General features: G+C 59.4%; 23 protein-coding genes. 11 read left to right on the top strand and 12 right to left on the bottom strand.

The window, feature by feature from the left end; all coding sequences use genetic code 11:
- The first annotated feature begins 383 nt into the window (after positions 1-383).
- The 6 genes from IVB46_RS44395 to IVB46_RS44370 all read left to right on the top strand — a co-directional run bounded on the left by IVB46_RS44395 (position 384) and on the right by IVB46_RS44370 (position 4701).
- A complete protein-coding gene (locus tag IVB46_RS44395; protein WP_247346211.1) occupies positions 384-1046 on the top strand; it encodes a helix-turn-helix transcriptional regulator in 663 nt (220 codons plus the stop codon).
- A 62-nt stretch (positions 1047-1108) separates the two neighbouring features.
- Complete coding sequence (locus IVB46_RS44390) at positions 1109-1411, top strand: hypothetical protein (protein ID WP_247346209.1); 303 nt, start codon at positions 1109-1111, stop codon at positions 1409-1411.
- Positions 1408-2067, top strand: coding sequence for a hypothetical protein (locus tag IVB46_RS44385; RefSeq protein ID WP_247346206.1), 660 nt, complete (start codon positions 1408-1410; stop codon positions 2065-2067). The genes IVB46_RS44390 and IVB46_RS44385 overlap by 4 nt, the downstream gene beginning before the upstream one ends.
- An 11-nt stretch (positions 2068-2078) precedes the next feature.
- The gene (locus tag IVB46_RS44380; RefSeq protein ID WP_247346203.1) at positions 2079-2873 is read left to right on the top strand and encodes a hypothetical protein; all 795 of its coding nucleotides are present in this window, start codon (positions 2079-2081) and stop codon (positions 2871-2873) included.
- 327 nt (positions 2874-3200) lie between these two features.
- On the top strand, positions 3201-3404 hold the full coding sequence (locus IVB46_RS44375) for a hypothetical protein (RefSeq protein ID WP_247346199.1): 204 nt from the start codon (positions 3201-3203) through the stop codon (positions 3402-3404).
- Between the two features lie 163 nt (positions 3405-3567).
- Entirely contained in the window at positions 3568-4701 is a 1134-nt protein-coding gene (locus tag IVB46_RS44370) for a site-specific integrase (protein WP_247346196.1), read from the top strand.
- Positions 4702-4759: 58 nt separating this feature from the next.
- Here the strand turns inward: IVB46_RS44370 and IVB46_RS44365 are convergent, their stop codons facing one another.
- The 4 genes from IVB46_RS44365 to IVB46_RS44350 form a co-directional block, all read right to left on the bottom strand.
- Positions 4760-5950 carry an XRE family transcriptional regulator gene (locus IVB46_RS44365; protein WP_247346193.1) on the bottom strand — a complete coding sequence of 397 codons (1191 nt, stop codon included), beginning with the start codon at positions 5948-5950 and terminating at the stop codon, positions 4760-4762.
- Complete coding sequence (locus tag IVB46_RS44360; protein WP_247346190.1) at positions 5937-6578, bottom strand: hypothetical protein; 642 nt, start codon at positions 6576-6578, stop codon at positions 5937-5939. Before IVB46_RS44360 ends, IVB46_RS44365 begins: the two co-directional genes overlap by 14 nt.
- 74 nt (positions 6579-6652) lie before the next feature.
- Positions 6653-6829, bottom strand: a complete 177-nt coding sequence (locus tag IVB46_RS44355; RefSeq protein WP_247346187.1) for an RNA-binding protein — start codon at positions 6827-6829, stop codon at positions 6653-6655.
- Positions 6830-6878: 49 nt separating this feature from the next.
- Positions 6879-7073, bottom strand: coding sequence for a hypothetical protein (locus tag IVB46_RS44350; protein WP_247346184.1), 195 nt, complete (start codon positions 7071-7073; stop codon positions 6879-6881).
- Positions 7074-7148: 75 nt separating this feature from the next.
- On the opposite strand from IVB46_RS44350, the gene IVB46_RS44345 reads away from it, so the two are divergent.
- Positions 7149-7307, top strand: a complete 159-nt coding sequence (locus IVB46_RS44345) for a hypothetical protein (protein ID WP_247346182.1) — start codon at positions 7149-7151, stop codon at positions 7305-7307.
- Between the two features lie 73 nt (positions 7308-7380).
- Here the strand turns inward: IVB46_RS44345 and IVB46_RS44340 are convergent, their stop codons facing one another.
- The 4 genes from IVB46_RS44340 to IVB46_RS44320 form a co-directional block, all read right to left on the bottom strand.
- The gene (locus tag IVB46_RS44340; RefSeq protein ID WP_247346179.1) at positions 7381-7734 is read right to left on the bottom strand and encodes a hypothetical protein; all 354 of its coding nucleotides are present in this window, start codon (positions 7732-7734) and stop codon (positions 7381-7383) included.
- Between the two features lie 829 nt (positions 7735-8563).
- Positions 8564-9247 (bottom strand): 3-oxoacyl-ACP reductase FabG, encoded by a 684-nt coding sequence (fabG, locus tag IVB46_RS44335; protein ID WP_247315154.1) that lies wholly within the window; start codon positions 9245-9247, stop codon positions 8564-8566.
- A 183-nt stretch (positions 9248-9430) separates the two neighbouring features.
- Positions 9431-10957: a coniferyl aldehyde dehydrogenase gene (locus IVB46_RS44330; RefSeq protein WP_247346175.1), complete on the bottom strand. Its 1527-nt coding sequence runs from the start codon at positions 10955-10957 to the stop codon at positions 9431-9433.
- 394 nt (positions 10958-11351) lie between these two features.
- Positions 11352-12248 (bottom strand): sterol desaturase family protein, encoded by an 897-nt coding sequence (locus IVB46_RS44320; RefSeq protein WP_247315157.1) that lies wholly within the window; start codon positions 12246-12248, stop codon positions 11352-11354.
- 113 nt (positions 12249-12361) lie between these two features.
- Between IVB46_RS44320 and IVB46_RS44315 the strand changes: the two genes are divergently transcribed.
- A complete protein-coding gene (locus IVB46_RS44315) occupies positions 12362-13267 on the top strand; it encodes a LysR family transcriptional regulator (RefSeq protein ID WP_247315158.1) in 906 nt (301 codons plus the stop codon).
- Between the two features lie 303 nt (positions 13268-13570).
- Here the strand turns inward: IVB46_RS44315 and IVB46_RS44310 are convergent, their stop codons facing one another.
- Positions 13571-14320, bottom strand: coding sequence for a DUF4239 domain-containing protein (locus IVB46_RS44310; RefSeq protein ID WP_247315161.1), 750 nt, complete (start codon positions 14318-14320; stop codon positions 13571-13573).
- A gap of 33 nt (positions 14321-14353) precedes the next feature.
- Positions 14354-15691, bottom strand: coding sequence for a TAXI family TRAP transporter solute-binding subunit (locus IVB46_RS44305; protein WP_247315163.1), 1338 nt, complete (start codon positions 15689-15691; stop codon positions 14354-14356).
- Between the two features lie 355 nt (positions 15692-16046).
- On the opposite strand from IVB46_RS44305, the gene IVB46_RS44300 reads away from it, so the two are divergent.
- From IVB46_RS44300 to IVB46_RS44290, 3 genes are all read left to right on the top strand, one after another.
- Positions 16047-17384 carry a metallophosphoesterase gene (locus IVB46_RS44300; RefSeq protein ID WP_247346172.1) on the top strand — a complete coding sequence of 446 codons (1338 nt, stop codon included), beginning with the start codon at positions 16047-16049 and terminating at the stop codon, positions 17382-17384.
- Between the two features lie 62 nt (positions 17385-17446).
- Positions 17447-17881, top strand: a complete 435-nt coding sequence (locus IVB46_RS44295) for a hypothetical protein (RefSeq protein WP_071909693.1) — start codon at positions 17447-17449, stop codon at positions 17879-17881.
- Positions 17878-18243, top strand: coding sequence for a DUF1446 domain-containing protein (locus tag IVB46_RS44290; protein WP_247315169.1), 366 nt, complete (start codon positions 17878-17880; stop codon positions 18241-18243). Before IVB46_RS44295 ends, IVB46_RS44290 begins: the two co-directional genes overlap by 4 nt.
- Positions 18244-18334: 91 nt before the next feature.
- On the opposite strand, the gene IVB46_RS44285 is transcribed toward IVB46_RS44290, so the two are convergent.
- Positions 18335-19012, bottom strand: a complete 678-nt coding sequence (locus tag IVB46_RS44285) for a hypothetical protein (RefSeq protein WP_247346277.1) — start codon at positions 19010-19012, stop codon at positions 18335-18337.
- A gap of 181 nt (positions 19013-19193) precedes the next feature.
- Positions 19194-19757, bottom strand: coding sequence for a hypothetical protein (locus IVB46_RS44280; RefSeq protein ID WP_247315172.1), 564 nt, complete (start codon positions 19755-19757; stop codon positions 19194-19196).
- Between the last annotated feature and the right edge of the window lie 7 nt (positions 19758-19764).

The following is a 19764-nucleotide window of genomic DNA, read 5'->3' as shown; positions in this document are numbered from 1 at the left end:
TGAGATGATTCAACGTCATGGGCCGTTGTACTATCGAGCGATGAAGTTTTCTGTTCACTGAGAAAGCTCTGTCGAATCACATTCCACGTGCCGGCCTTGATCTCGCCCCGGCTCGCCTTTTCGACTGCCGCAACGGCCTTGATCGATGGCTCACGCTCGCCCGTCTCCCAACGCTGCCAGGTCCTGGCCGGATTTTTTCCGGAAACCCCGCATAGCGCCGCAGCTGCCCCTAGGGAGAGGCCCTGCGCCTTGCGCCAAGATCTGGGTGTGACCGCCTGCATTCGGCGACATATAGCCGATCGGCTATCTTGATTCAAGCGACCCGACAAGAATTTTAGCCTAATGGCTATAGACGCCCCATATGCAATAAGCGAAAAAGCTATATGGCAGAGGCTCCCAACAGAATCGCCGAATGGCGCAAAAAGAGAGGTATGACGCAACAGCAACTCGCTGACGCGATCGGCTCTCATTGGATCACAGTATCCAAACTCGAGCGCGGGAAGATGCAGCTCACTCACGAATGGGCCGATAAAATCGGAGAAGCGTTGCGCGTGATCACGCCTCGCCTCACCTATTTTGACGATAAAAAAACAATTATCTACGTGCAGGGCATCATAAGCAACGGCGAGAGCCACGGCCTCAAGTCTAAGGAGGATCTCCCGCTCGAAATTCGGACTAATCAGCGTGATCAAGTTGGAGACTTTTGGTGCATTGTGGGCGATGACTCGCTCTATCCAGTATTTCGGCTTGGTGACGCCCTCCTCCTAACCATATGCTCCGGACTGGACGACGACCCGTACGAAAATTATCTCGATTCACTCTGCCTAATCAGGCCAAAAGGCGTCGAACGGCACATAATCGCGATCCTTGATCGGGCGCGGGCGAAGGGCAAATTTACGGCCAAGCCCCTCAATGGTCCCCCGATCAAAGATTTCGAAATCGAAATCCTTGCTGTTGTTCAACAAGCTTTTTTTGCGCCCAAGCTAACACGAGAGCTGATTAAGGAGCTGGAGCAGGCGCTAAAACATAGCCGGTCGGCTAAATAGAGATAGACACAACTTAGCCAATCGGCTATGTTGTTCCTCGTCTTCAACAGACGGGGCCAACCATGATTATTCCACCCGACGACCGCTTACCCACCTTTCCTGAAATCAAAGCCTTCGATCCCACTTCCGCCTGGGATCGCCTAACGCCCGCCCAACAGCGCCAAGTCGGCATCCTAGCCGTCCAGCTCGGCGTCGTCGGCGGCGTGCTCAGCTATGAGCACTCGCACCTGACCAGGGCCGAAGTCGGAGAGGTCAGCAATATGGAGTCCGACCTTCTCACGGCCTTCACCCAGGAGATCGAACCCTTGTGGGGCCAGCTCTACGGTTGGACGCTCGAATGGCCGGAAGTGCGGAGGGCTGCGTGATGGCAACTCCGAATCTCGTTCTCCCCACAGGCCGCCTCGCCAGCGCGGCCGATCGCAGGCCGAAGAGCAAGAGCCTCGCCGCCCTCATCGACAAGCTCAACGCCGCGGTTGCCGACGTCGAGAAGTGGTCGCCACGCGAGGAGCGGCTCGGCGACGAATTTCGCAAGGCTGCCGGGCCCGCACCGAAGGTGAAGGGTGGCACGCGTTCGCCGTCGCGGATCGTCATGGACGGCAAGCCTGATATCGAGCTTGAAGGTGGAGATTGGTTCTATCACTCTCGCGAGGCGATCGAGGACGATCGTCCGAAGGTGCTGGCGAGCGTCGACAGCGATGCCGAGCGCAAAAATATTGAAGCGCGCTTCGCTGCTCTACTGGCCGATTGGGATGCTCAGGTCGCCGCCCGAGACCAGCGCAAGCCCCGAGGCCTCGATCACGCCAAGCGTATGCTGAGCAAGGCGCATAGCGCGTGGTCGGCGGCGGAAGACGAGATCGTTAATTTCCGACCCCGAACCATCGAGGAGGTCATAGACCTGATGGTCTACGCCGGCCGCGATGAGATGCGCGGCGTGTTCTTCACGCCCGAAGAAGGCCAGTTGAAATTCATGATGCGAAACATTGGGGACGCGATCGCCAAGTTTCATGCTCAGGCCAGATAGGAGTACGAGGGATGACCGCAATTCAAACGTCAGCAGCGCCGCCTGTCTTTTTCCGGCCCCCGTCTTCCAAAACTGACTTCGCAGCGTCACCCATTTCGAACGTGGCTCCGGTGATCGTTGCACAGCCGATCAAATATCCCGAGCCGAGCACGGCGCTGAAGAAGCAGGTCGTTTTTCATGATCTCTTCTACCGGGAAAAGATAGCTCGTAGCACGGCGCTTCTGCGCGCCGTACGTAAGGCGCGAGCGGGCACTTCAGCAGCCGTCGTATTCGCGGATGCGAAGAAAGCATATCGAGACTTCGTAAGGGCTCAGGAACGCCTCAAGCAAAAAGAAGCCTTGTTGCCTGACAATCAAAAGCTTCCTTATCCAAGCATTCAATTGGACCAATCCGGTCGGGAAACCAGCTTTCCGCGCGAAATCATCCGCTTCTATGACGACTGGATCAAGGATGCCCAGGCCAGCGGTCAGGGACACGCCAACATCCACTATCTGAAGAGCCAAAAGCTCTTCAAGTTGAAACGGCTCCAGCAGGAGACGAAAGCCATTCTCGAGGATCAGCGCGCATCTGGCTTGTGGGCCCTTCGTGTTGACGCCGGTGCACGCCGCTTCTTGCTCTCATCGCTTCTCTTTGAGGCTTGTTCGGTCAGACTGGCATCGCTCCAAGACTGCAAACTGGCCGCTGATTTTATTCGGCTTCTCACGCGCCTCGATCGAGCAAAGCCTGAGTACCAATATGATCTGAACCCATATCAGGTGTCTTCGCTCAGCAAACGCCTCGCGGCACGTCTGGCGAAAGGCCGATAGGATTCCGATGTCAGCTCCCCCCGTTGACATCGGATCGCAGGCGGACGCGCCGGCTCTGGCCCCGGGCCAGTCGCGTCCGCCAATCATTCGCCGCGACGTCATTAAGGAGCTCCAAGAGCTTCGCGACACGATCGCTCTTCTCACACTCAGCCTGGCTGCAGCGGAGAAGACACGCGACGCGGCTCTAACGAATGCCGCTCGATCGGCCGCTCAGGCAGACCTCTCTGAGCGCGCTCAGCACCAAGTTACGGCGCAGCGGGATCGTTGGAAGATGATTGCCGAATCTTACGAGGCTGCTAACCGATTACTTGCCGCAGGATCTCGCGCATGACCCAAGAGCCCGCCGCGCCAGCAAGTCAGGATCCGGTCCATCTCAAGCTCGACCTCTTGACCCATTTCATGATGGAGAGTCGGGCCGACCAAATTCGCGCTCGGAAGACGATCTTGCGCGCACAGTGGATCACCTGCGGGGTCGGCGTGCTGGCTGCCCTAGTCACCGCCGTAGTCGTTGTCCTATGGAAGCTACCGTGATCGATCCACCGAAAACCCTGAACGAGGCGGCAGCCTATTTTCGGGTCTCTCGCCGCTATTTCCAAGACTTCTTGCACACGCACCCATTTTACCGGACGATAGGCCGGCGGAAGCTTTTTTTCCCCGAGGACCTGGCCCGCCTCAAGGACGCGCTGTCAAAACCATGCCCCTCAGCCTCCGACCGCCGCGCAAAGGCAAGAGCCCGAACTACACGATCCGGGGCACCTACCTCGGAATCTACGTTGAACGAACTGCGGGTACTCCTGAACTGCGGGTCGCCAAGCGCATCCTCAAGGACATTAAGGACGCCATCGAGCGGGGGGACTATCGTCCCACTCCGGAAGTAGCCGAGGCGCCGCGGCCCCCGACCTTTGCGGATGCTGCGCTCGCATATCTCAAAGCCGGCGGCGAAGCCAAGTTTCTCAGCAAGATTATCGAGGCTACCGGCCCACACGCACTTCGGGACATGCCACTCGCCGAGATCGATCAGATCGCGATCGATAATGCCGCCCGTGGTGTCTATCCGCTCGCCCCAGCCACCACGCTCAACCGGCAATTTCACACACCAGTTTCGGCCGTGCTGAAGCACGCCGGCATCGAGCGCAAGATCCGCCGACCGAAAGGCTGGCGCGGAAGCAAAGCGACCGAGTGGCTCGAGCCGGACCAGGCGTTCGCCGTCATCCGCGAAGCCTACGGAATCGAGCCGGAGTTCGGCCTGTTCTGCCTGACACTCCTCTACACTGGCATGCGGCTTGGCGACGCCACCGAGGAAGCCCTGCTCCGCGGCCTCCGGCTCGACCAGGCGCTGCTCTATCTCGGCGCCACGAAGAACAGTGAGCCCCGCCCGGTGCATCTGCCGCCGATCGTGGTGGAGGCCTTCCGCAAGCAGCCGCCGCGCCCCACCCGCCCCCGCAAGGCCGCCGGGATGATTTTGGCGAACGGTGCAGCCGGCCGGTCGCGCCAAGGCGCTGGCGTGCCGTTCCTGGAGCGTCACCCCGACGAAAAACTGTTCCGGTTCTGCAAGGGCGGCCGGCTCTACAAGATGCTCTACCTGGCGCTGGACCGGGCCGGCGTAGTTCTGCCCAAGCGCATGCGCGGCTTCCACATCTTCTGTCACACCTACGGCACCTGGATGCACCGCTACGGCGGCCTCGACACGTACGGCCTGACGCGAACCGGCCGCTGGAAGGATCCGGACTCGGCCGACCGATATAAACACACGATGGCTAGTGCGGAGGCGCGACGGGCGGATTTGCTGCCTGTGCCGCGCCGCTCAAAGAATGCCAAACTAGCTTGAGCGCGGCGCCGGCCGAGCACTCTGAACTTTTATGCTTACCGTCAAGCATAAAGTTCACCTATTTCAGCGTCGGCTCGAACGCGGGAAAATCACCGTTTTTGAGCGTTCCCGGCTTAAGCGCGCAGAACTTTTCGATCCAGGCTGCGCTCAGCCCCAATTCGTTTAGAATGTCCTCGGGGTGTTTCTTACCGCTATCGATCAGAAGCTCCACAGCGCGCCTCAAGAGACGAGGCTGCTCAATTGGAATTTTAGTGGGGTCGTCTAGCGGCTCTTTTTTGCGCCAGCGGCGAAAAGAGATTTGCTTGTAAAGGTTCAATGCCTGATCGGCATCGATCAAATCGAGGTCGCGGCATCGATAGACCATAGCTTGTATGGACACCTTCCAGCGCGCCTTGAGAGGCACGAACGCATCAAGGCGAGGTGTGTAAACTTCGTTTGGGAACGAATTGCTGGGCAGCAAAAATGCGCCCGCGAATTTGTCAGCTTCGCTTTCGATCGCTCTCAGCGTAGCCTTGTCCTCTAAATCCGTTTGCTCGACCCATCGGTGGAGTACTAGATGACCAAGCTCATGAGCTAAGTCATAGCGCAAACGAACTCCCGCCTCTTTTTCCGAAGCCATAAAAACGAACGGCCGAGCACCATTCCAGAATGAAAAAGCTTCAACATTTTCACCCTGCATTTCGTAACGGCAAACAACGATTCCTTTGGCCTCAAGTAGTGCGAGGACATTAGAAATGGGACCCGGGCCTAAGCCCCATTGCTTCCGCAAATTCAGCGCGATTTCATCAATCTCGTCTATCTCATAACGCGCGCCGTCTCCTCGGGGAGCGCACTCCGGCAATGCCGGCATGGGATAGTTTACGAATTCGTCGAAATACTTCGCGGTCTGGACAAACCAATCCCCCAGCACGGCGGCAGCTTCATTTCGTCGGAGCGTTTCAGGACCAAATTTTCGATAAAACCGTGCGCCCGCCGCACCGAAGCGCACACGGTCCGGGTTAGTAAAAAAGTTGACCGGCTGGTCTAGCACCTCGGATATTTTTTGGAATGTCGATGGTTCGGGTGATTTATCGCCGCGCTCATAAGCTGAGATGGCCTGCCGAGAAACGCCGATAAGATCGCCAAGATCTCCTTGGGAAAGGCGGGCAACTTTACGCGCGTCGCGAAGCTTCGACGGAATCAAAAGCCGCCCGGCCTGGGTGGCGCGGGCGGCGGCGCTTGGGAACTGGACTATCTTATTGGTTGCCATTGTCTCTTCGCCACTTGTCGATTTCTTCTTTGAGAGTGATCACTGCTTCGATGTCGGTATCTTCCGGCGGCGGCTCCGTAGAGACTACGGCATGAGGCATTAACATCAGATTCGGAGACCGATAATGGTACCCGCTTTCCTGCTCCTCTTTGGGAATGCCGAGGTGAGCGAAGTTCAAGTTCTGATGCCCATGGATCAGCAAAACGTGAGGAATGCCTGAGCTGGGCTGATCTTCGGGAGAGAATCCAGCCAGCCACCCCTGACCATTGAGGCGCTTGTTTGCACGAAACCGAACATCGCGCGGCTGCTTTGAGGGGTTATCGACCTGACTGATCGTAATGACGGAGTGAGACGGCAAGATTTCAAGATAACGCCCTGTCGGGCGCTCGAAATACGTCCAGCGAAAATCGAAGGGCCACTGTCCGCTTTGGACGAGGCGCTCGAAACCCAGATCGACTGCCCACTGTATGATGCGGCCGCTGTTGTCCTTGGCACTTGTGACGCTGAGGATGGCTTCCTGCTCAATCAGGAGCCGCGCTGCGTCGTAAGCTGCTTTCAAGGTGGAGGGGATCAGAGAGCGCAATGGCGCTGAAATCTGATCTTTCAGAAAAGCCTCTGCATAATCCACGGTAGCCCCGAATCTGGTTGCCTCGCTCTCGATGCAACCAGATACGAAAATACCATGTTTTTGTCAACCGAAGGCTACTTCGACCCCCATCTTTTCTCAGCCGCCTTTTTTGCTATTTCTTTCCGCCGCTTAGCTGTCATGCCCTCGGCCCGCGCCTTGCCGCCCATGCGCCCCAGCGCCACGGCGGCGGCGTTCTTGCCGTCCTCCGTGGTCAAGTCGTCTATCTCGCCGGTCGCGATTCTGCCGACCATGACAGCGGCGCCGATCACGTCACCTGGACGCTTTTCGCCCTTGGGGCCTCTAGGCACTTGGCTTCACCATTGTTGAGAGGGCAACTACCTCATCCAACTTCAAAGTCCGCTTGCCGTCATCCTTGATGGTGATCTTCTGGAAGCCGGCGGCTTGAGCTTCCTGGTATTTTTCGAGCGCTTGCTTGGCATTGTCGACGTTGACGCCGTCAATCCCATTGGGGCCCGTCCACATAACCCTAAACACCGCAGCTTCTCCCAGGTTGCACCACGAGCGGAGAAGGGTAATGCTTAGCGGTAAGCTTCGCAAGGGAGGCGGCAAATGATGCTTGCCCGCGTGATATTGGGGCTCGCCGGCGCAGCCATCGCCATCGTCGTGACTTCCATGATGGGCGTCCACTACGCCCCGATATGGATTACTTTTGGCGCGTCTGCCGGGGTCGCAATTGCTCTACTAATAGAGGACAGATTTTCAAACTGAGACACTGGCAATCATGATGGCGTTGCCGATGGCGTCGGCGGGCCATTTCTCACCTTTAGGCCTCTGGCCATCGCTAGTCCTCCTCAGAGCCTATGTCAGCACCATCGATGTCAGGAGAGATACGACGGCGATATTCATCAATCTTCAAAAACTCCCGATGTGCAGCCTTCGGATCAATGCCATCGCCAACCACTAGGGTGTGGAAATCGATGAACATTTGGGCGACCTTGCCTTCAAGACTGAACCCGGATCGTTTGGTGTCACAGCATCCGACCGTGGAGTCGTAGTCATCCGACCAGCCAGTTTTGTCGGGCCAGATGCCAACCTCAACCGCGCCGTCAGGTTTGGCCTTCCCGAGTCTGTCCAGTGCAGGTGTGCTGTGTTTTGGGTTCCACGCCACCATCCATTTATCAATTGAAAAGGCCATTTTGCTCCTGCTTTGTGCTAGGCATAACCATGGAGCTAGGGCACGTCGCCCTATCGCCAATGCCAACTTATCTTCAAACTAAGACACTACCAAAAACTGAAGCACTACTGAAGGCTCGGATTGAGATGGCCGCCGATGCGATCATCTCAGCGCTCGGCGAGTCGGGGAATTCGAGGGGAATGACCGCCTAACCGCGAAGAGCCGTTAGATATCAAAGTCGGGCCGGACCTTCACACGGGAGAGGTCCAAGGTTCGATCCCTTGTGCGCCCACCATCCATCCTCCTGAACCCTGACGGTTGCCGACGATCGCCCAAGCCTCGCGGCTGTCGGGGACCGTCCGAACCAAAATGTCGAAAACAACCCCATGCACAGTAGCCGGCGTCAGTCGGATCAACGGGTTACGCCTTTTCCGAAATTCGATTGACGCGTCGGGCAAAACACCGGCATGATGGCATCATCCAAGGAGAGGCCCGCCCCCCGAGCGACTAGCTCGCCTTTGACAGGCGAGAGGCCCATGGTTCGACCCATGTGCGCCCACCATTGATCCTAGATTTCAAGAGTCGCTGAAAGCTCCCTTGCGAGGCGTGCGAACGTCCGCTTTGCCAAAAGCGGTCATTCACCCGAGGTCGGCTTTTGACCCAAAGCGGACATGCCGACCTCGGTCATCGCAGTAAGCTGGGTTGGAGCTATCCTATTCACAGAACCTCGAGGACTATCATCTTTCGGTGGTCTTTGCGGGACAGGCGACTGGGACGTACATCGATATCGGCGCAGGGGCATCCGGTAGCTGAGCTGTGCTTCGGAAGCTGGTAGCGGCGCAACCGCGCTTCAGACCCGTCCGTTGACCGGCAGCAGCGCGCCGGTAACGGCGCTGGCGGCGTCACTCGCCAGGAAGAGGATGACATCGGCGAGTTCCTTTGGCGCGACCCATTCGGAAGAATCGGCCTTCGGCATGCTGGCGCGGTTTGCCGCGGTATCGATGATCGAGGGCAGCACCGCATTGACGGTGATCTTGCCTTTCAACTCGGCAGCTAATGACTCCGTCAGCTTATGCACGCCGGCCTTCGACGCCGCATAAGGACCCATGCCGGGGCTGGCCTGCAGTGCGCCCGTCGCACCGATATTGACGATGCGGGCCGCCCGCGAGTTGAGAAGATGCGGGATCGCTGCGCGCGAAGCATTCAGCGCGGTCTCGACATTGAGAGCATGCATGCGCTGCCAAACCTTGGGATCGCCGTCGGCAATGGTCTCGAAGGCAAATCCGCCAGCAATATTGATTAGCGCGTCGATCGCGCCAAAATGCGCGGCGGCGGCATCGATAGCCTCTTTCGCCTGTGCCGCATCGGTCAGGTCGATGCGGCCGAATTCGATCCGCTGGGCTGTTGTTGCGGCGAACTGCGACTCAGCATGATCGATACCGGCGACTCGCGCGCCGCCCGAAAGGGCTTCCTCCGCGACCACCTTGCCAAGCGCGCCCAGCGCGCCGGTGATGATAAAGACGTTACCCTTCATGGCGGTCTCCGTGCGAATGAGAATGAATCGACGCCGCAGTCACTATAGTCAGCAGAGCTTCAAAATGTGCGCCGCCCTGGCTGAGATCGACCGCGACGATACCGGGATAAAATGCCGACGACGCCCGGCATCCGCCCAGGCTTGCGGCGCATATCATTGGCGCCGATCTGCCACAGTCACGCATCACGTCTTCCACTTGATCATCGTCCGCAGGATGCTCATTGGGCGGCCGGCGTAGGGCGGCTGAAATAGCATTTGGATCGGCGAGAGAGGACCTTGATAGAAGACCGGGCGCAATTTTGAAAAGGTGTTGAACCCCTCGCGCGCGTGGTAATGGCCCATACCGCTCGCACCGATCCCACCGAATGGCAGGTCGTGCTGGCCGACGTGCAGGAGAGCTTCATTGACCGATACGCCACCCGACATCACCCGCGAGATGTAGAAGTCGCGCAGCTCGGCATCGGAGGTGAATGGATAGATTGCCAACGGTCGGTCGTGACTATTGATATAGTCGGCGACCTCCTGCCGATCTGTATAGGTCTTGATCGGCAGGATCGGGCCAAAGATCTCGCGCTGCATGACAATCATGTCGTCCGTCGGATTTAGCACGAGATGCGGTGGAAATTTGCGCTGCTTCGTGTCCGGAATCTGCCGTTCCGCAAGATTGACCAGGACTGCACCCTTTGTACGGGCATCCTCCAGGGTCGCCTGCAGCCGCGTGAACGACGGTTCATCGATGATCGACGTGTAGTCTTGACCGTTGATGTCCGGGAAGCGCTCGGCAAACAGCTTGCGGCAATGATGGACGAACTCGTCCTCACTCCCTTTGGGCAGAAACATGTAGTCGACATTCGTACAGATCTGACCGGCATTGAACATCTTCACCCAGAGAATGCGCTCTGCCGCTGTCTTGACCGGGAAGTCAGGCCCAACAATTGCAGGTGCCTTGCCGCCCAATTCAAGCGTGACAGGGGTGAGGTTGCGGGCCGCGTTTGCCATGACTGCGCGACCGGTCGCGCCGGATCCCGTGAACAGCAGATGGTCGAAGGGCAATGACGAGAATGCGGGTCCTCGTCCGCCGCCATCCTCGAAAAAGGCAAGCTTCTCGAGCGGGAAATACTTCGGCGAGACACGGATCAGGACCTCGGCGAGCGCTCTTGAATTTTCCGACATCTTGACCATCGCACGATTGCCGGCGGCCAGAATTGCGGCGAGCGGGCAGAAGCTGAGGTTAAGCGGGAAATTCCAGGGAACGATGACCCCGACGACGCCGAGCGGCTGTGGGATGACGCGGTTGCGCGCGAGCGGGTAGGTCATGAAGTCGACGTGCCTGCGCTGCGGTTTCATCCACTTTTTCAGGTTCTTTCTGGCGTCGGCGATTGTTTCCAGGACAACGAAATATTCGGCGAACAGGGTCTCGAATTCAGACCGGTTGCCGTAGTCGGCGTTGATCGCTGCGACCAGCTCGTCCTTGTTGTCCTTCAGGAGTTGCCCGAGGGCCTTCAGGTCAGCAATGCGCTGATCGTAGGATGGCTCGGGCGCCGCCAAATAGGCCGCCCGCTGCGCGGCGAAGCAGGACTGCAGTTCGGCGGGAATGTCGACGGAACGGAAATTGACAGGCACGTTCATGATGTTCGCTTTCTCTGGGTTTCGCGTGTCCTCCAGGTGGATAACCAGGGCACGCGCTGACCGTGACCGTGTCAACTCCAAGTCAGTGCATGCTTGCGCTCGCATGGACGGAGCCCGGCCTCTCATCCATGATCCGCTTGATGGCGCGAGCGCAGCAGCCGCACTGGGCGCAGCATCCGAGGCAGGCATACACCTCGCTCATGCGGGGCCGTCGCGCTTCTTTTATGACCACTGACCGCACCTGGTGGTCGCTGAACACATTGCAAGAACAGACGATCATCGCCTTCTCCTAACCAATACCAAGGAGTCGGATGAAGACCGCCACAAGCGCGGTGCTCCAGCCGCAAGCACGATGGTTTCCGCTCGGCTCATCTCGGTGTGGCCAAGAGGCCGCTCGCGGACCAGATGGTTACCCATTCCAGCTCCTTCCGAGGCATCGCGAACGCTTGCTGCGTCGCCTCGACGCTACCCGCGTTCAGGTGGCCTTCTGCTTAGCTTCGGTCTGCAGGTCTGCTTCGGTGAAGCCACGGCCGCCGGGGCGGAGTGCCGAATGTTCGCGCTTTGAGTGGACGAGCGGGTAGAACATTTGCGTCGTCCAGCGCTCCGGGCCAAACAGGATGTCGTCCTGCAGGCCGACCTTGGCGGGATATTTGCGTGTGATATGCGCCGTGCCGAACAGCACGTCCCAGAAGAACAGCAGGTTGCCGAAGTTGCCCTTGTAGTGGCCAATGCCATCTTCGTTGGTGAGCGCATGGTGCGCCTGGTGCGTGGCCGGCGTGGAGATGGTGCGCTCCAGCACCCACATCAGCGGATGCAGCGCGCGGATGCGGTACAGCGGCGCATCCCACGCCCAAGCGCAGTGCGCGCCCAGGATGACCGCCAACTTGATCACCAGGTACGCCGCATAGACTGGGCCGAAACCCAGGTACACCGCCACGCCGCCGATCCACAGGCCCGGCATCATCAGGTAGTAAAAGAAGTTGTTGCGGTAGGTAATGCGCACGCTCATGTAGGCCGCGCTGTGATGCGCGCGGTGCAGCGGCCACAGCAAGGGCGTGTGCGAGGCGCGGTGCCAGAGGTACTGCGTGAGGTCATCGCCGATGAGCAGCAGTCCGGCCATCGCCCACCATGGCAGGTTGGCCCAGGCGTTGTGCTGCGTCGGCATGAGCCAGCTGCACAACGCGTTGCTGCCCAGCAGTGCGATAGGCTGGGTGATGGCGATCAGGCTGACGAACATCAGCACTTCAAGCCAGGCGTCGTTGGCTGTCGCGTTGCCGCGCACGGTGGCTTGATACCGTCGGGTGACGAACTCCATGGCGGCAAAGCCTAGGATGCAGGCGCCAATTAAGAAGTACTGCAATTGCGAGCTCATATGGGACGTCTCCTGCCGCTCTCATGTTTTGAATTGTGGAACGGTCTAAGGGGTGTCGCCATATTGCGTCCAATGCATAATATTCATCATCTTGATGCATGGAGAGCAATGCCGTGAATCTGCGCCGCCTGAATCACGTTGTCGCCCTTGCCGACACTCTGCACTTCGCCCGCGCCGCCGCAGCCGCCCACCTGAGCCAGCCGGCCTTCAGCCGCAGCATCCAGGCCATCGAGAACGACCTGGGTATCCGCCTGTTCGACCGCGACGTTGGTGATGTCCGCCCCACCCGTGCCGGGGAATTCGTCATTGAGCGGGCGCGCAAGCTGCTGTTCGAGGCGCGTTGCCTGCAGCGCGACGTGGATCTTTACCGCGACAGCCAGCTCGGCGACACGGCCTTCGGCGTCGGGCCGCTGCTAACGGCCACCCTGATGCCACGCGCACTTGTGGCGTTGCGCCGCCAGCACCCGCAGGTGGCGCTGCGCATGGAGGTCGGCAACTGGGTGCAGTTGCTGGAGAGCTTGCGTACCGAAAGCATCGAGTTCTTTGCTGCCGATGTCCGTGACATGCCTGGGGATGCCGCGCTGGACATCCAGTTGATCGGGGGGCAGCAGGCCGGCCTGTATGTGCGGGCAGGACATCCGCTGGCCGGGCGCGAGCACATGCTGCAGGACGTCTGGGCGTACGGTCTCGCCGCACCGAAGTTGCTGAGCCCCTCAAAGGTGGAGCTCGCCGCCCTGCTGGGCCTGCCTGCGGGCCAGGAGGCCGCCATTGCGCTCGAGTGCGACAACTACGGCCTGCTCAAGACGGTCGCGCTCACCACGGATACCGTTCTGGGTGCGACGAACGCGGCGGTACGGGGGGAGCTGGAATCCGGCGCGCTTGTCCGGCTTGTCGTACATGGCTGGCAGTCGCCGCCGTCAAGCACGGGCATCGTGTGTTTGCGAGGGAGAACCTCGTCGCCGGCAGCCAAGGCAACCGTGACAGCGATTGTGCAGGCAGCGGCCGAGATCAACGTCTAGGCGCCTTGTCGCACTCGACGCATCGTCCGGTGCGGATTACCGGCCTGTCCATTATGACGACTGTTTCGAAGTGATCGACCAGACGCCGGAGTCTGCTTGTGGCCCTTAGCGGACCTCGCTAATTTCCCAAATGTCCGCTTTGCCCTCGCAAGCAGAAATCAGGCAGCCGACCGACATGGGCCAGATTCGGACATCGCAGCACAATGCGCATCTTGATCAACTCGAACAACCGCTGCAGCAGGTCGCGACGACCACGATAGCAGTCGGGGCTCGCTCTGGCCGGCAACCTCGATCATGCGAACGTCAGGGACCGAGCGGCGTGAGGGCGCTGCGCAGTGGCGCGCTGGAAATCTGCATCAAACCCGCAAATGGCTGCCCCAGCTCCAGGACCAGGTAGATCGCCCCGGCGGCCGACAGTGCAAAAACGAACAGCGAGCCGAAAACGGTTGCGCTGGGTTTGGCAAACAGGCCGAAGCTTCCAAAGATGATGGTGAGCCAGAAAATCAGCACCACCAGGAACGGCATAGGGATCGAGTTGTTCGTCTGTGCGAACAGCGACAGGCGGGTTTGCGCAATGTCGGTGGCGATCTGTATGGCCCTGGCTTGCAGGGAGCGCTGGGAATCGTTCTGCGGCGAAAGCTCCTGAAGCTTCGCAAAGAATGCTTCGCTTACCGCGCTGGCCTCGAAGGGGTTCGCCTTGGCAACCTCGGAACTTTTCTCGCGCCACATTCGATCGGCTAAAACAACGATGGCGCGCCGCAACAGATTGCGTTCGCCATTCGCCTCCGGTCCGTACTGCGCCAGCAGATTGTCGAGCAGGACAACATTACTCGTCATCTGCGTGACTTGAGTGCTCTGCGTGTCGTAGGAGCCCTTCGCCGAGGCGATCAGCAGACCGAGGACAAGCGCGGCTATCGTCCCGATGAGGCCCGTGCCCAGCCTGACCACATCCTTGTCATCCGTGCTCAGGTGATGCCCAGGAAGGAACATACCGAGCAGGGCACCGCCTGAGATGCATAGAAACGTGATGCACGATAGCGCGATTGCATTCATGATTCACCACTGTGTTGCGAGGCGTGTCGTGACTTAGCGCTGTGTCGCCTTCGCCGCGGAGGCAACTGCGGGTCCCTTGGCGATCAATGTGCGTCGGTCGTGAATCAAGCTCTCCAGCCGGTGGGCTGCCACGTTCAATGTGGCATCATCCACCGCGCTCTCGTCTCCAGCAGCGGATTTGGCGAGCTCCGCCTTTAGAATGCGGTCGATTTCGTCTTCGATATCCGAAAGTTCAGCCTCTGTATCGACTTTCCGAATCCGGCGCGCCAGGGCGTAGAGAGAATCGAGCGGGCCTTCGGCTGCGCGGCTGCCGAGGCCCAGGAATTTCCACGCCGCCGCAAGCATGGTGGCAGCGCCACCCAGTACCATCGGCGTCAAATAGATCCAGTTGCCGTATTCATCCATGAAGCTTTGCGTGGTGCTGTTGTAGACGGCTGCCGCGCCAGGATGCAGCGGAAGGTAGGCATCCTGGTCGGTGCTGGGCGCGGTGATCTGCGCGAAAATCGGCTGCTCGCGCAGCAGATTCCTGCGCGCGCTCATGATCGCCTCCGTGAGGTCGGTTACCAGATCAGTGCCAAGCTTCTTTTGCGCAACCAGGTATAGCGAGGTCCTCAGGGTCGTCAGGTCATCTTCCGGGACCGGCGGCGATCCCCGCAGCGTGCCCTTCGGGACGTCGAAGCTTTCAAAAGCGCGCTCATTCTCTGCAATTGCCCCCGCGGACTCGATTGGGATCAGTACCGGGGTCTTTTTACGGTCAAGCTGAAAAAATCCGCGAACGAGCGAGAGGTATTTTTCGGCGAGCGGGATCACGACAAGCAGGACGCTGACTTGCTTTGACTGAATGGCTTGCCGGACATCCGTCAAAGCAAGGTTCTTGAAGACAACTTTTGCGCCCGCCAGATCGTATCCCTTGGTCAACACATCGACAATTTTGGCGTTCACTGCTCCGCCGACCACGCCGACCGTGCGTCCCTTCAGGTTGGCAATGCTGTCGATGGACGATCCCGGCGGCGCGATGATCAGTACGGCCATATGGCTGACGACGACGACGGCTTGCGCCTGCGACAAGTCGCCGACATCGCCGCGAACCACAGCGAGATCGACCTTACCCGCGGAGAAAGCCGCAGCGGCCTCGAGCGCGGTGCCGCTGTCGATAACCTTGAGCCGGACCGGCGCGTTCGCTGAAACGAACTCGCCTGCTATCGCTGACATTGCCTTCGCTGCCTCGCCGTCGAGCGACCCGACCGCCACAGTCAGCGTTACCGGGCGGCTGTAGTACCGATAGGCAAGGAGACTTGCGCCTGCTGCAAAGGCGACGACGCCGACGAGCAGGAAAAAGCGAAGCCACAGCGGCAATTTCATCGACATCATGCTCGCCACTCCAGACGCGTCGGCCGATGGACATCGCTGCATGCCCTAATTGCAGCGCGTATAACCGCAATACCAAAGCCTCGTAGCTCCAACTATGCGAAAGCCGGCGGGCTCCTGTGTGAGTTTGCCACGTCCTTGCCGCTGTATTTCTGCGGACCTGCGATGCCCGCAAACGTCCGCGGCCAGAATAGCTGCCAGCCGCCGCTCTACGTGCTCGCTGCTACGGCAGGTGAAGACGTTGATCTATATCAAGCTTACCCACCGCTGAAGGTCTACGGGAAACGGCCGGCAAATTGGGCTGTTTGCGCGCCCGATACGGCGGCTCATTCCCTCTCCTCGATCAGGGGTGATCATCATGCAATCCTCTTGGCCTAACGAGCCCAGTCGTCGCCTGGTTCTAGGCGCACTCGCAGCACTGCCCGCATTCTCCGTGCCACTCGTTGCCGATGCCCAGACACAGACAACGCCCGCGCAAGCACCGCTTCCCGCAGCCGGTTTTTCATTCGCTGCGGTCGGCGATACCCGACCGATGATGTACCTCCCATTGAAAGAGGGACAACCGGACCTCAGCAAGTTCTTCGTCGAGATGTTCGGATTGGTCATGCCGGAAAAGGTCGCCGAGGCCGTCGTAGCGAAGGATGTGAAGATGATCTTCGATCCGGTCACAAAGGACCTGATCAAGGTCGTCATGCCGTTTACATCCAAGACGGAAGTGATGACCCTGACGGTAGATAAAGGTTGGGTCACTGAGGCATCCGTTGAAGACGTGAAACTGCTTCCCGGAGTGCATCGAACCATGTTCCGGCTTCAGGGCGGCGAATGGGTGACGCGCGAAATCGTCAAGGACGTTCAATCCGGTCGCGCCAAATTCGTGGTCAATAGCGGTGACGCTGTGTGGTGGGGCAATCAGGGCTTGACCGTGAGTGACAGCCCATACTGGAAGCGCGTGAACGAAACAATGTTGAAGAAGCTACCCGCGCCGGATGACGAGATGCGCGCGGCCGGTCTGGATGGGCGCTTTTTCATGAGTGTGGGGAATCATGAGGTGTGGGCCGACCCAAAGATTGAGGGCGTACTTTCGGCTGTGCCGTATCTGAAAAAATTCGGCGTCACGCCGGAAAACCTCATCTACAAATTCGACTTCAAGGGCACCCGCTTCATCTATCTCTGGAGTGGCAAGTACGATTACCGTTCGCCGTCGCTGTGGGACGCTGATCGGCCAAAATATGCCGAGCAGATGACCCAGCTTCAAAAGTGGATGGACGAGGCGAAGGCCAACGGCATTCGGAAGGCGTTTATCGTCTTCCACTATCCCGTGTTTGCGCGGTCAGGCTTAGGCCCGATCCCGGCTCCCGATAACCCGCACAAGGTGATTGCGTCGTATGCCAAGGACATGGAGGTGATCGTGTTGAACGGGCACGTCCACACCACGGAAATCTACGATGTAGATGGGGTAAAGTATCTTCTGTTGGGCGGTGGGGGCGCAGAACAAGACCCAATCCTGCCGGGGCGAACCAGCATCAAGGTGCCCGCCGACTATCCGCGGGACCTTTACTGGAAGGGCCAGCCTCCGCAAGAGGAGTACAACTACGTGCTGGTGGACGTTGAACCCGGCCAGAAGACGAAGTTCACCCTCAATCGCTTCCGGCCGTGGTCGGCGGAGCCATTCGGGACTGAGGAACTCTTCACGTGACAGCAAGCGGGCAATAGGCCGGGAGTGAGGTTCTGGCGACAGTACTCCTGATTATTCACGGCTTGGTCGCCGTTGCACTGCTTGGCGCGATTACGCACCAGACCTTGGCGACGTGGGCGACTGTGGGAACGCGCCCCAGTTCGTTTTTCGGCCGCTTTCGCTCCGTGTCATCGGCCCGGTTCGCCGACGCCGTCGTCGTCTTGTATGCCATCTCCATCCTGCTCGGTGGGATCATCTATCTGTATTTTCGCGTCGACATCAGGCCAGAGTTAGAGCGCGCCGGTCATTGGCCAGCCCTGGGCTTCTTCGACCTCAAGGAGCACTTCGCCGCTATCGGTTTTGCGTTGCTACCAGCCTACTGGGTTTGCTGGCGACGGCCGCGTGCCGACGAGCCTGCTCAGACGCGCACTATGCTCACCTCGATCCTCGCCTTTGTCATCTGGTGGGGCTTCCTAACTGGCCACGTCGTAAACAACATCAGGGGTTTCGGCGCATGACGTTATCGGCTGCGTTCCGCCGCTTTGCATTCACGTTCGGGACGACATTTGGCTTCCTCTACGTGGTTGCACTCGCAAAGGACCTTGCTCTTTTCACCGTTTTCCCGTCGCTCGGCATCGTGCTGGCGGGCACGCATCATTCGCGAGACGTTGCTGACCCTGCGATGGGATTTCTAGCTCCAGCGATGTACTGGTACGGGTGGGCCGCGACGGCCGCGCTCGGGGCACTGATCGTCGCCCTCGTTGCTGCGTCGTTACCCGGACGTTCAGTGCGAAACCTCTGGTCGGGATGGGTGTGGGTAATTCCCATCCTCTCGATGGTCGCTTGCGTCTATCTCACCCTGCCTTGGTTTAGGCTCTGATTTGGGTGCTTCCGCACATGGATCATGACCGACCAAGCTCAAAGCAAGGTCTCGGTTCGGAAAACCGCTTCGCGCTCTTCCGGATCAAGCTTCAAGCAGCCCGATCCGGCCGCAAGGCCGCGTAGAGACCGACGAGGGTCCCGATGGCGACCAGGCCTGCCGCCAGCAGCACCTGCAATTCCCCGTCATCGGTGGCGCCTGCGGACGACACCAGCCTGGTCACGACGACGAACAGAATGCCCACGGAAGCCGCTGCACCCACGCAAAGATGGGCAAGCTCTCGCGTCAGGTTCCGGCCGAGAAGTCCGAGCGCCGTGAAATACATCGCGCAAGCGTTGGGATGAACGAACAAGGCAACGCGCGCATAAGGACCATAGGAGTCAAGGAGGGACTCACATCGGCTCAGTGCCGCTTTTGAGGCAACCCGCTGCAACATCGGTCTGAAAAAGCGAGCCTGTCCGTAACTCAGAACGGCGCCCACGATGATGGCCGCCCACGCCACGATGAAAACGGAGACATCCGCAGGCTTCGGATTGAGCGCCACGGACATCAGGATGAGGGCGGTTCCGGGAAAATAGCCAAAATACGGAAAGACCGACTCCAGGAGCACACAGGCGAACATGAAGACCGGAAACCATGCCGAACCGGTCGCACCCTGGACGATGGCGTTCAAGTCGAACAGGTTCGTCTTGTACAGGACGAGGTACATGCACATGGCCAATCCGGCCAGCGCGTAGAACGGCAACGCCCCCGACAAAAACCGTCTCATCCAGCCGCCGCGCTTTGTTTCGCGGACACGGCGGAGACCTTCGATATCGGGACAAGACAACGGAAACGCATGGCTCATGTTTAGGCGAATGAGATTGCCCCTGTCGATAGCAATCCTTGCCCCAGCTGCGCGGGCCATTCGCCGCATTGAAAATGCTCGCTGATCGGGAAGGACCGATCAATCACAGACCCAGTGTGACCTCAGCCCAGTGCATCGCGGTGCTCCCGCCCAGAAACTCGATCACGCGGGGTTCGATGGTTTCCGGCCGATCGTGGCCAATGACAGCGGTCGCCGCGATCATGTCGCAACGTTCGTTGTAGACGACCGACACCAGCGTTTTGCCGGGAGCGCCACGTGAGTTGAGCGTGTAGGCGCGGCTGCGACCGTTCATCGACGCAATCCTGACGGGATGGCCGGAACCGCGTGGAGAGACCTCGCCCAGGAGAACGGTATCGCCCATACGATCGAGGTCCTCGTCATCGGCGACGCCCGTCGTGCAATTGCAAAAACCTATCTTGGCGCGCAGGTACAGCGTCACCTCGACGCCGCAGTCGGCCGCCTTGCAGCGGAACGCCTTTCCATTGCCCCATTGGTCAATCGAGAAGGGCCAGGTCACCTCGTGCCACACCGGCGTGGCGGAATTCGCGGCGGCATGCCGTGGCACATGGAGCCACACGAGCGATGCCGCCAGCGCGCTTCCCAGCACGATAGCTGCGACGGCGATGGCGGCTGCCCTTCTCATCATTCCACCG

This window comes from Bradyrhizobium sp. 61, from assembly GCF_023073075.1.
In the GTDB taxonomy this organism is placed as follows: Bacteria; Pseudomonadota; Alphaproteobacteria; order Rhizobiales; family Xanthobacteraceae; genus Bradyrhizobium; species Bradyrhizobium barranii.
This window is presented reverse-complemented; position numbering and strand designations above follow the sequence as displayed.

What these genes read in the sequence shown, in the direction of transcription:
- IVB46_RS44395 (WP_247346211.1), top strand. Translation starts at nt 384, where the DNA reads ATGGCAGAGGCTCCCAACAGAATCGCCGAATGGCGCAAAAAGAGAGGT.
- IVB46_RS44390 (WP_247346209.1), top strand. Translation starts at nt 1,109, where the DNA reads ATGATTATTCCACCCGACGACCGCTTACCCACCTTTCCTGAAATCAAA.
- IVB46_RS44380 (WP_247346203.1), top strand. Translation starts at nt 2,079, where the DNA reads ATGACCGCAATTCAAACGTCAGCAGCGCCGCCTGTCTTTTTCCGGCCC.
- IVB46_RS44375 (WP_247346199.1), top strand. Translation starts at nt 3,201, where the DNA reads ATGACCCAAGAGCCCGCCGCGCCAGCAAGTCAGGATCCGGTCCATCTC.
- IVB46_RS44370 (WP_247346196.1), top strand. Translation starts at nt 3,568, where the DNA reads ATGCCCCTCAGCCTCCGACCGCCGCGCAAAGGCAAGAGCCCGAACTAC.
- IVB46_RS44365 (WP_247346193.1), bottom strand. Translation starts at nt 5,950, where the DNA reads ATGGCAACCAATAAGATAGTCCAGTTCCCAAGCGCCGCCGCCCGCGCC.
- IVB46_RS44355 (WP_247346187.1), bottom strand. Translation starts at nt 6,829, where the DNA reads ATGGTCGGCAGAATCGCGACCGGCGAGATAGACGACTTGACCACGGAG.
- IVB46_RS44345 (WP_247346182.1), top strand. Translation starts at nt 7,149, where the DNA reads ATGATGCTTGCCCGCGTGATATTGGGGCTCGCCGGCGCAGCCATCGCC.
- IVB46_RS44340 (WP_247346179.1), bottom strand. Translation starts at nt 7,734, where the DNA reads ATGGCCTTTTCAATTGATAAATGGATGGTGGCGTGGAACCCAAAACAC.
- fabG (WP_247315154.1), bottom strand. Translation starts at nt 9,247, where the DNA reads ATGAAGGGTAACGTCTTTATCATCACCGGCGCGCTGGGCGCGCTTGGC.
- IVB46_RS44320 (WP_247315157.1), bottom strand. Translation starts at nt 12,248, where the DNA reads ATGAGCTCGCAATTGCAGTACTTCTTAATTGGCGCCTGCATCCTAGGC.
- IVB46_RS44310 (WP_247315161.1), bottom strand. Translation starts at nt 14,320, where the DNA reads ATGAATGCAATCGCGCTATCGTGCATCACGTTTCTATGCATCTCAGGC.
- IVB46_RS44305 (WP_247315163.1), bottom strand. Translation starts at nt 15,691, where the DNA reads ATGATGTCGATGAAATTGCCGCTGTGGCTTCGCTTTTTCCTGCTCGTC.
- IVB46_RS44300 (WP_247346172.1), top strand. Translation starts at nt 16,047, where the DNA reads ATGCAATCCTCTTGGCCTAACGAGCCCAGTCGTCGCCTGGTTCTAGGC.
- IVB46_RS44290 (WP_247315169.1), top strand. Translation starts at nt 17,878, where the DNA reads ATGACGTTATCGGCTGCGTTCCGCCGCTTTGCATTCACGTTCGGGACG.
- IVB46_RS44285 (WP_247346277.1), bottom strand. Translation starts at nt 19,012, where the DNA reads ATGAGACGGTTTTTGTCGGGGGCGTTGCCGTTCTACGCGCTGGCCGGA.
- IVB46_RS44280 (WP_247315172.1), bottom strand. Translation starts at nt 19,757, where the DNA reads ATGATGAGAAGGGCAGCCGCCATCGCCGTCGCAGCTATCGTGCTGGGA.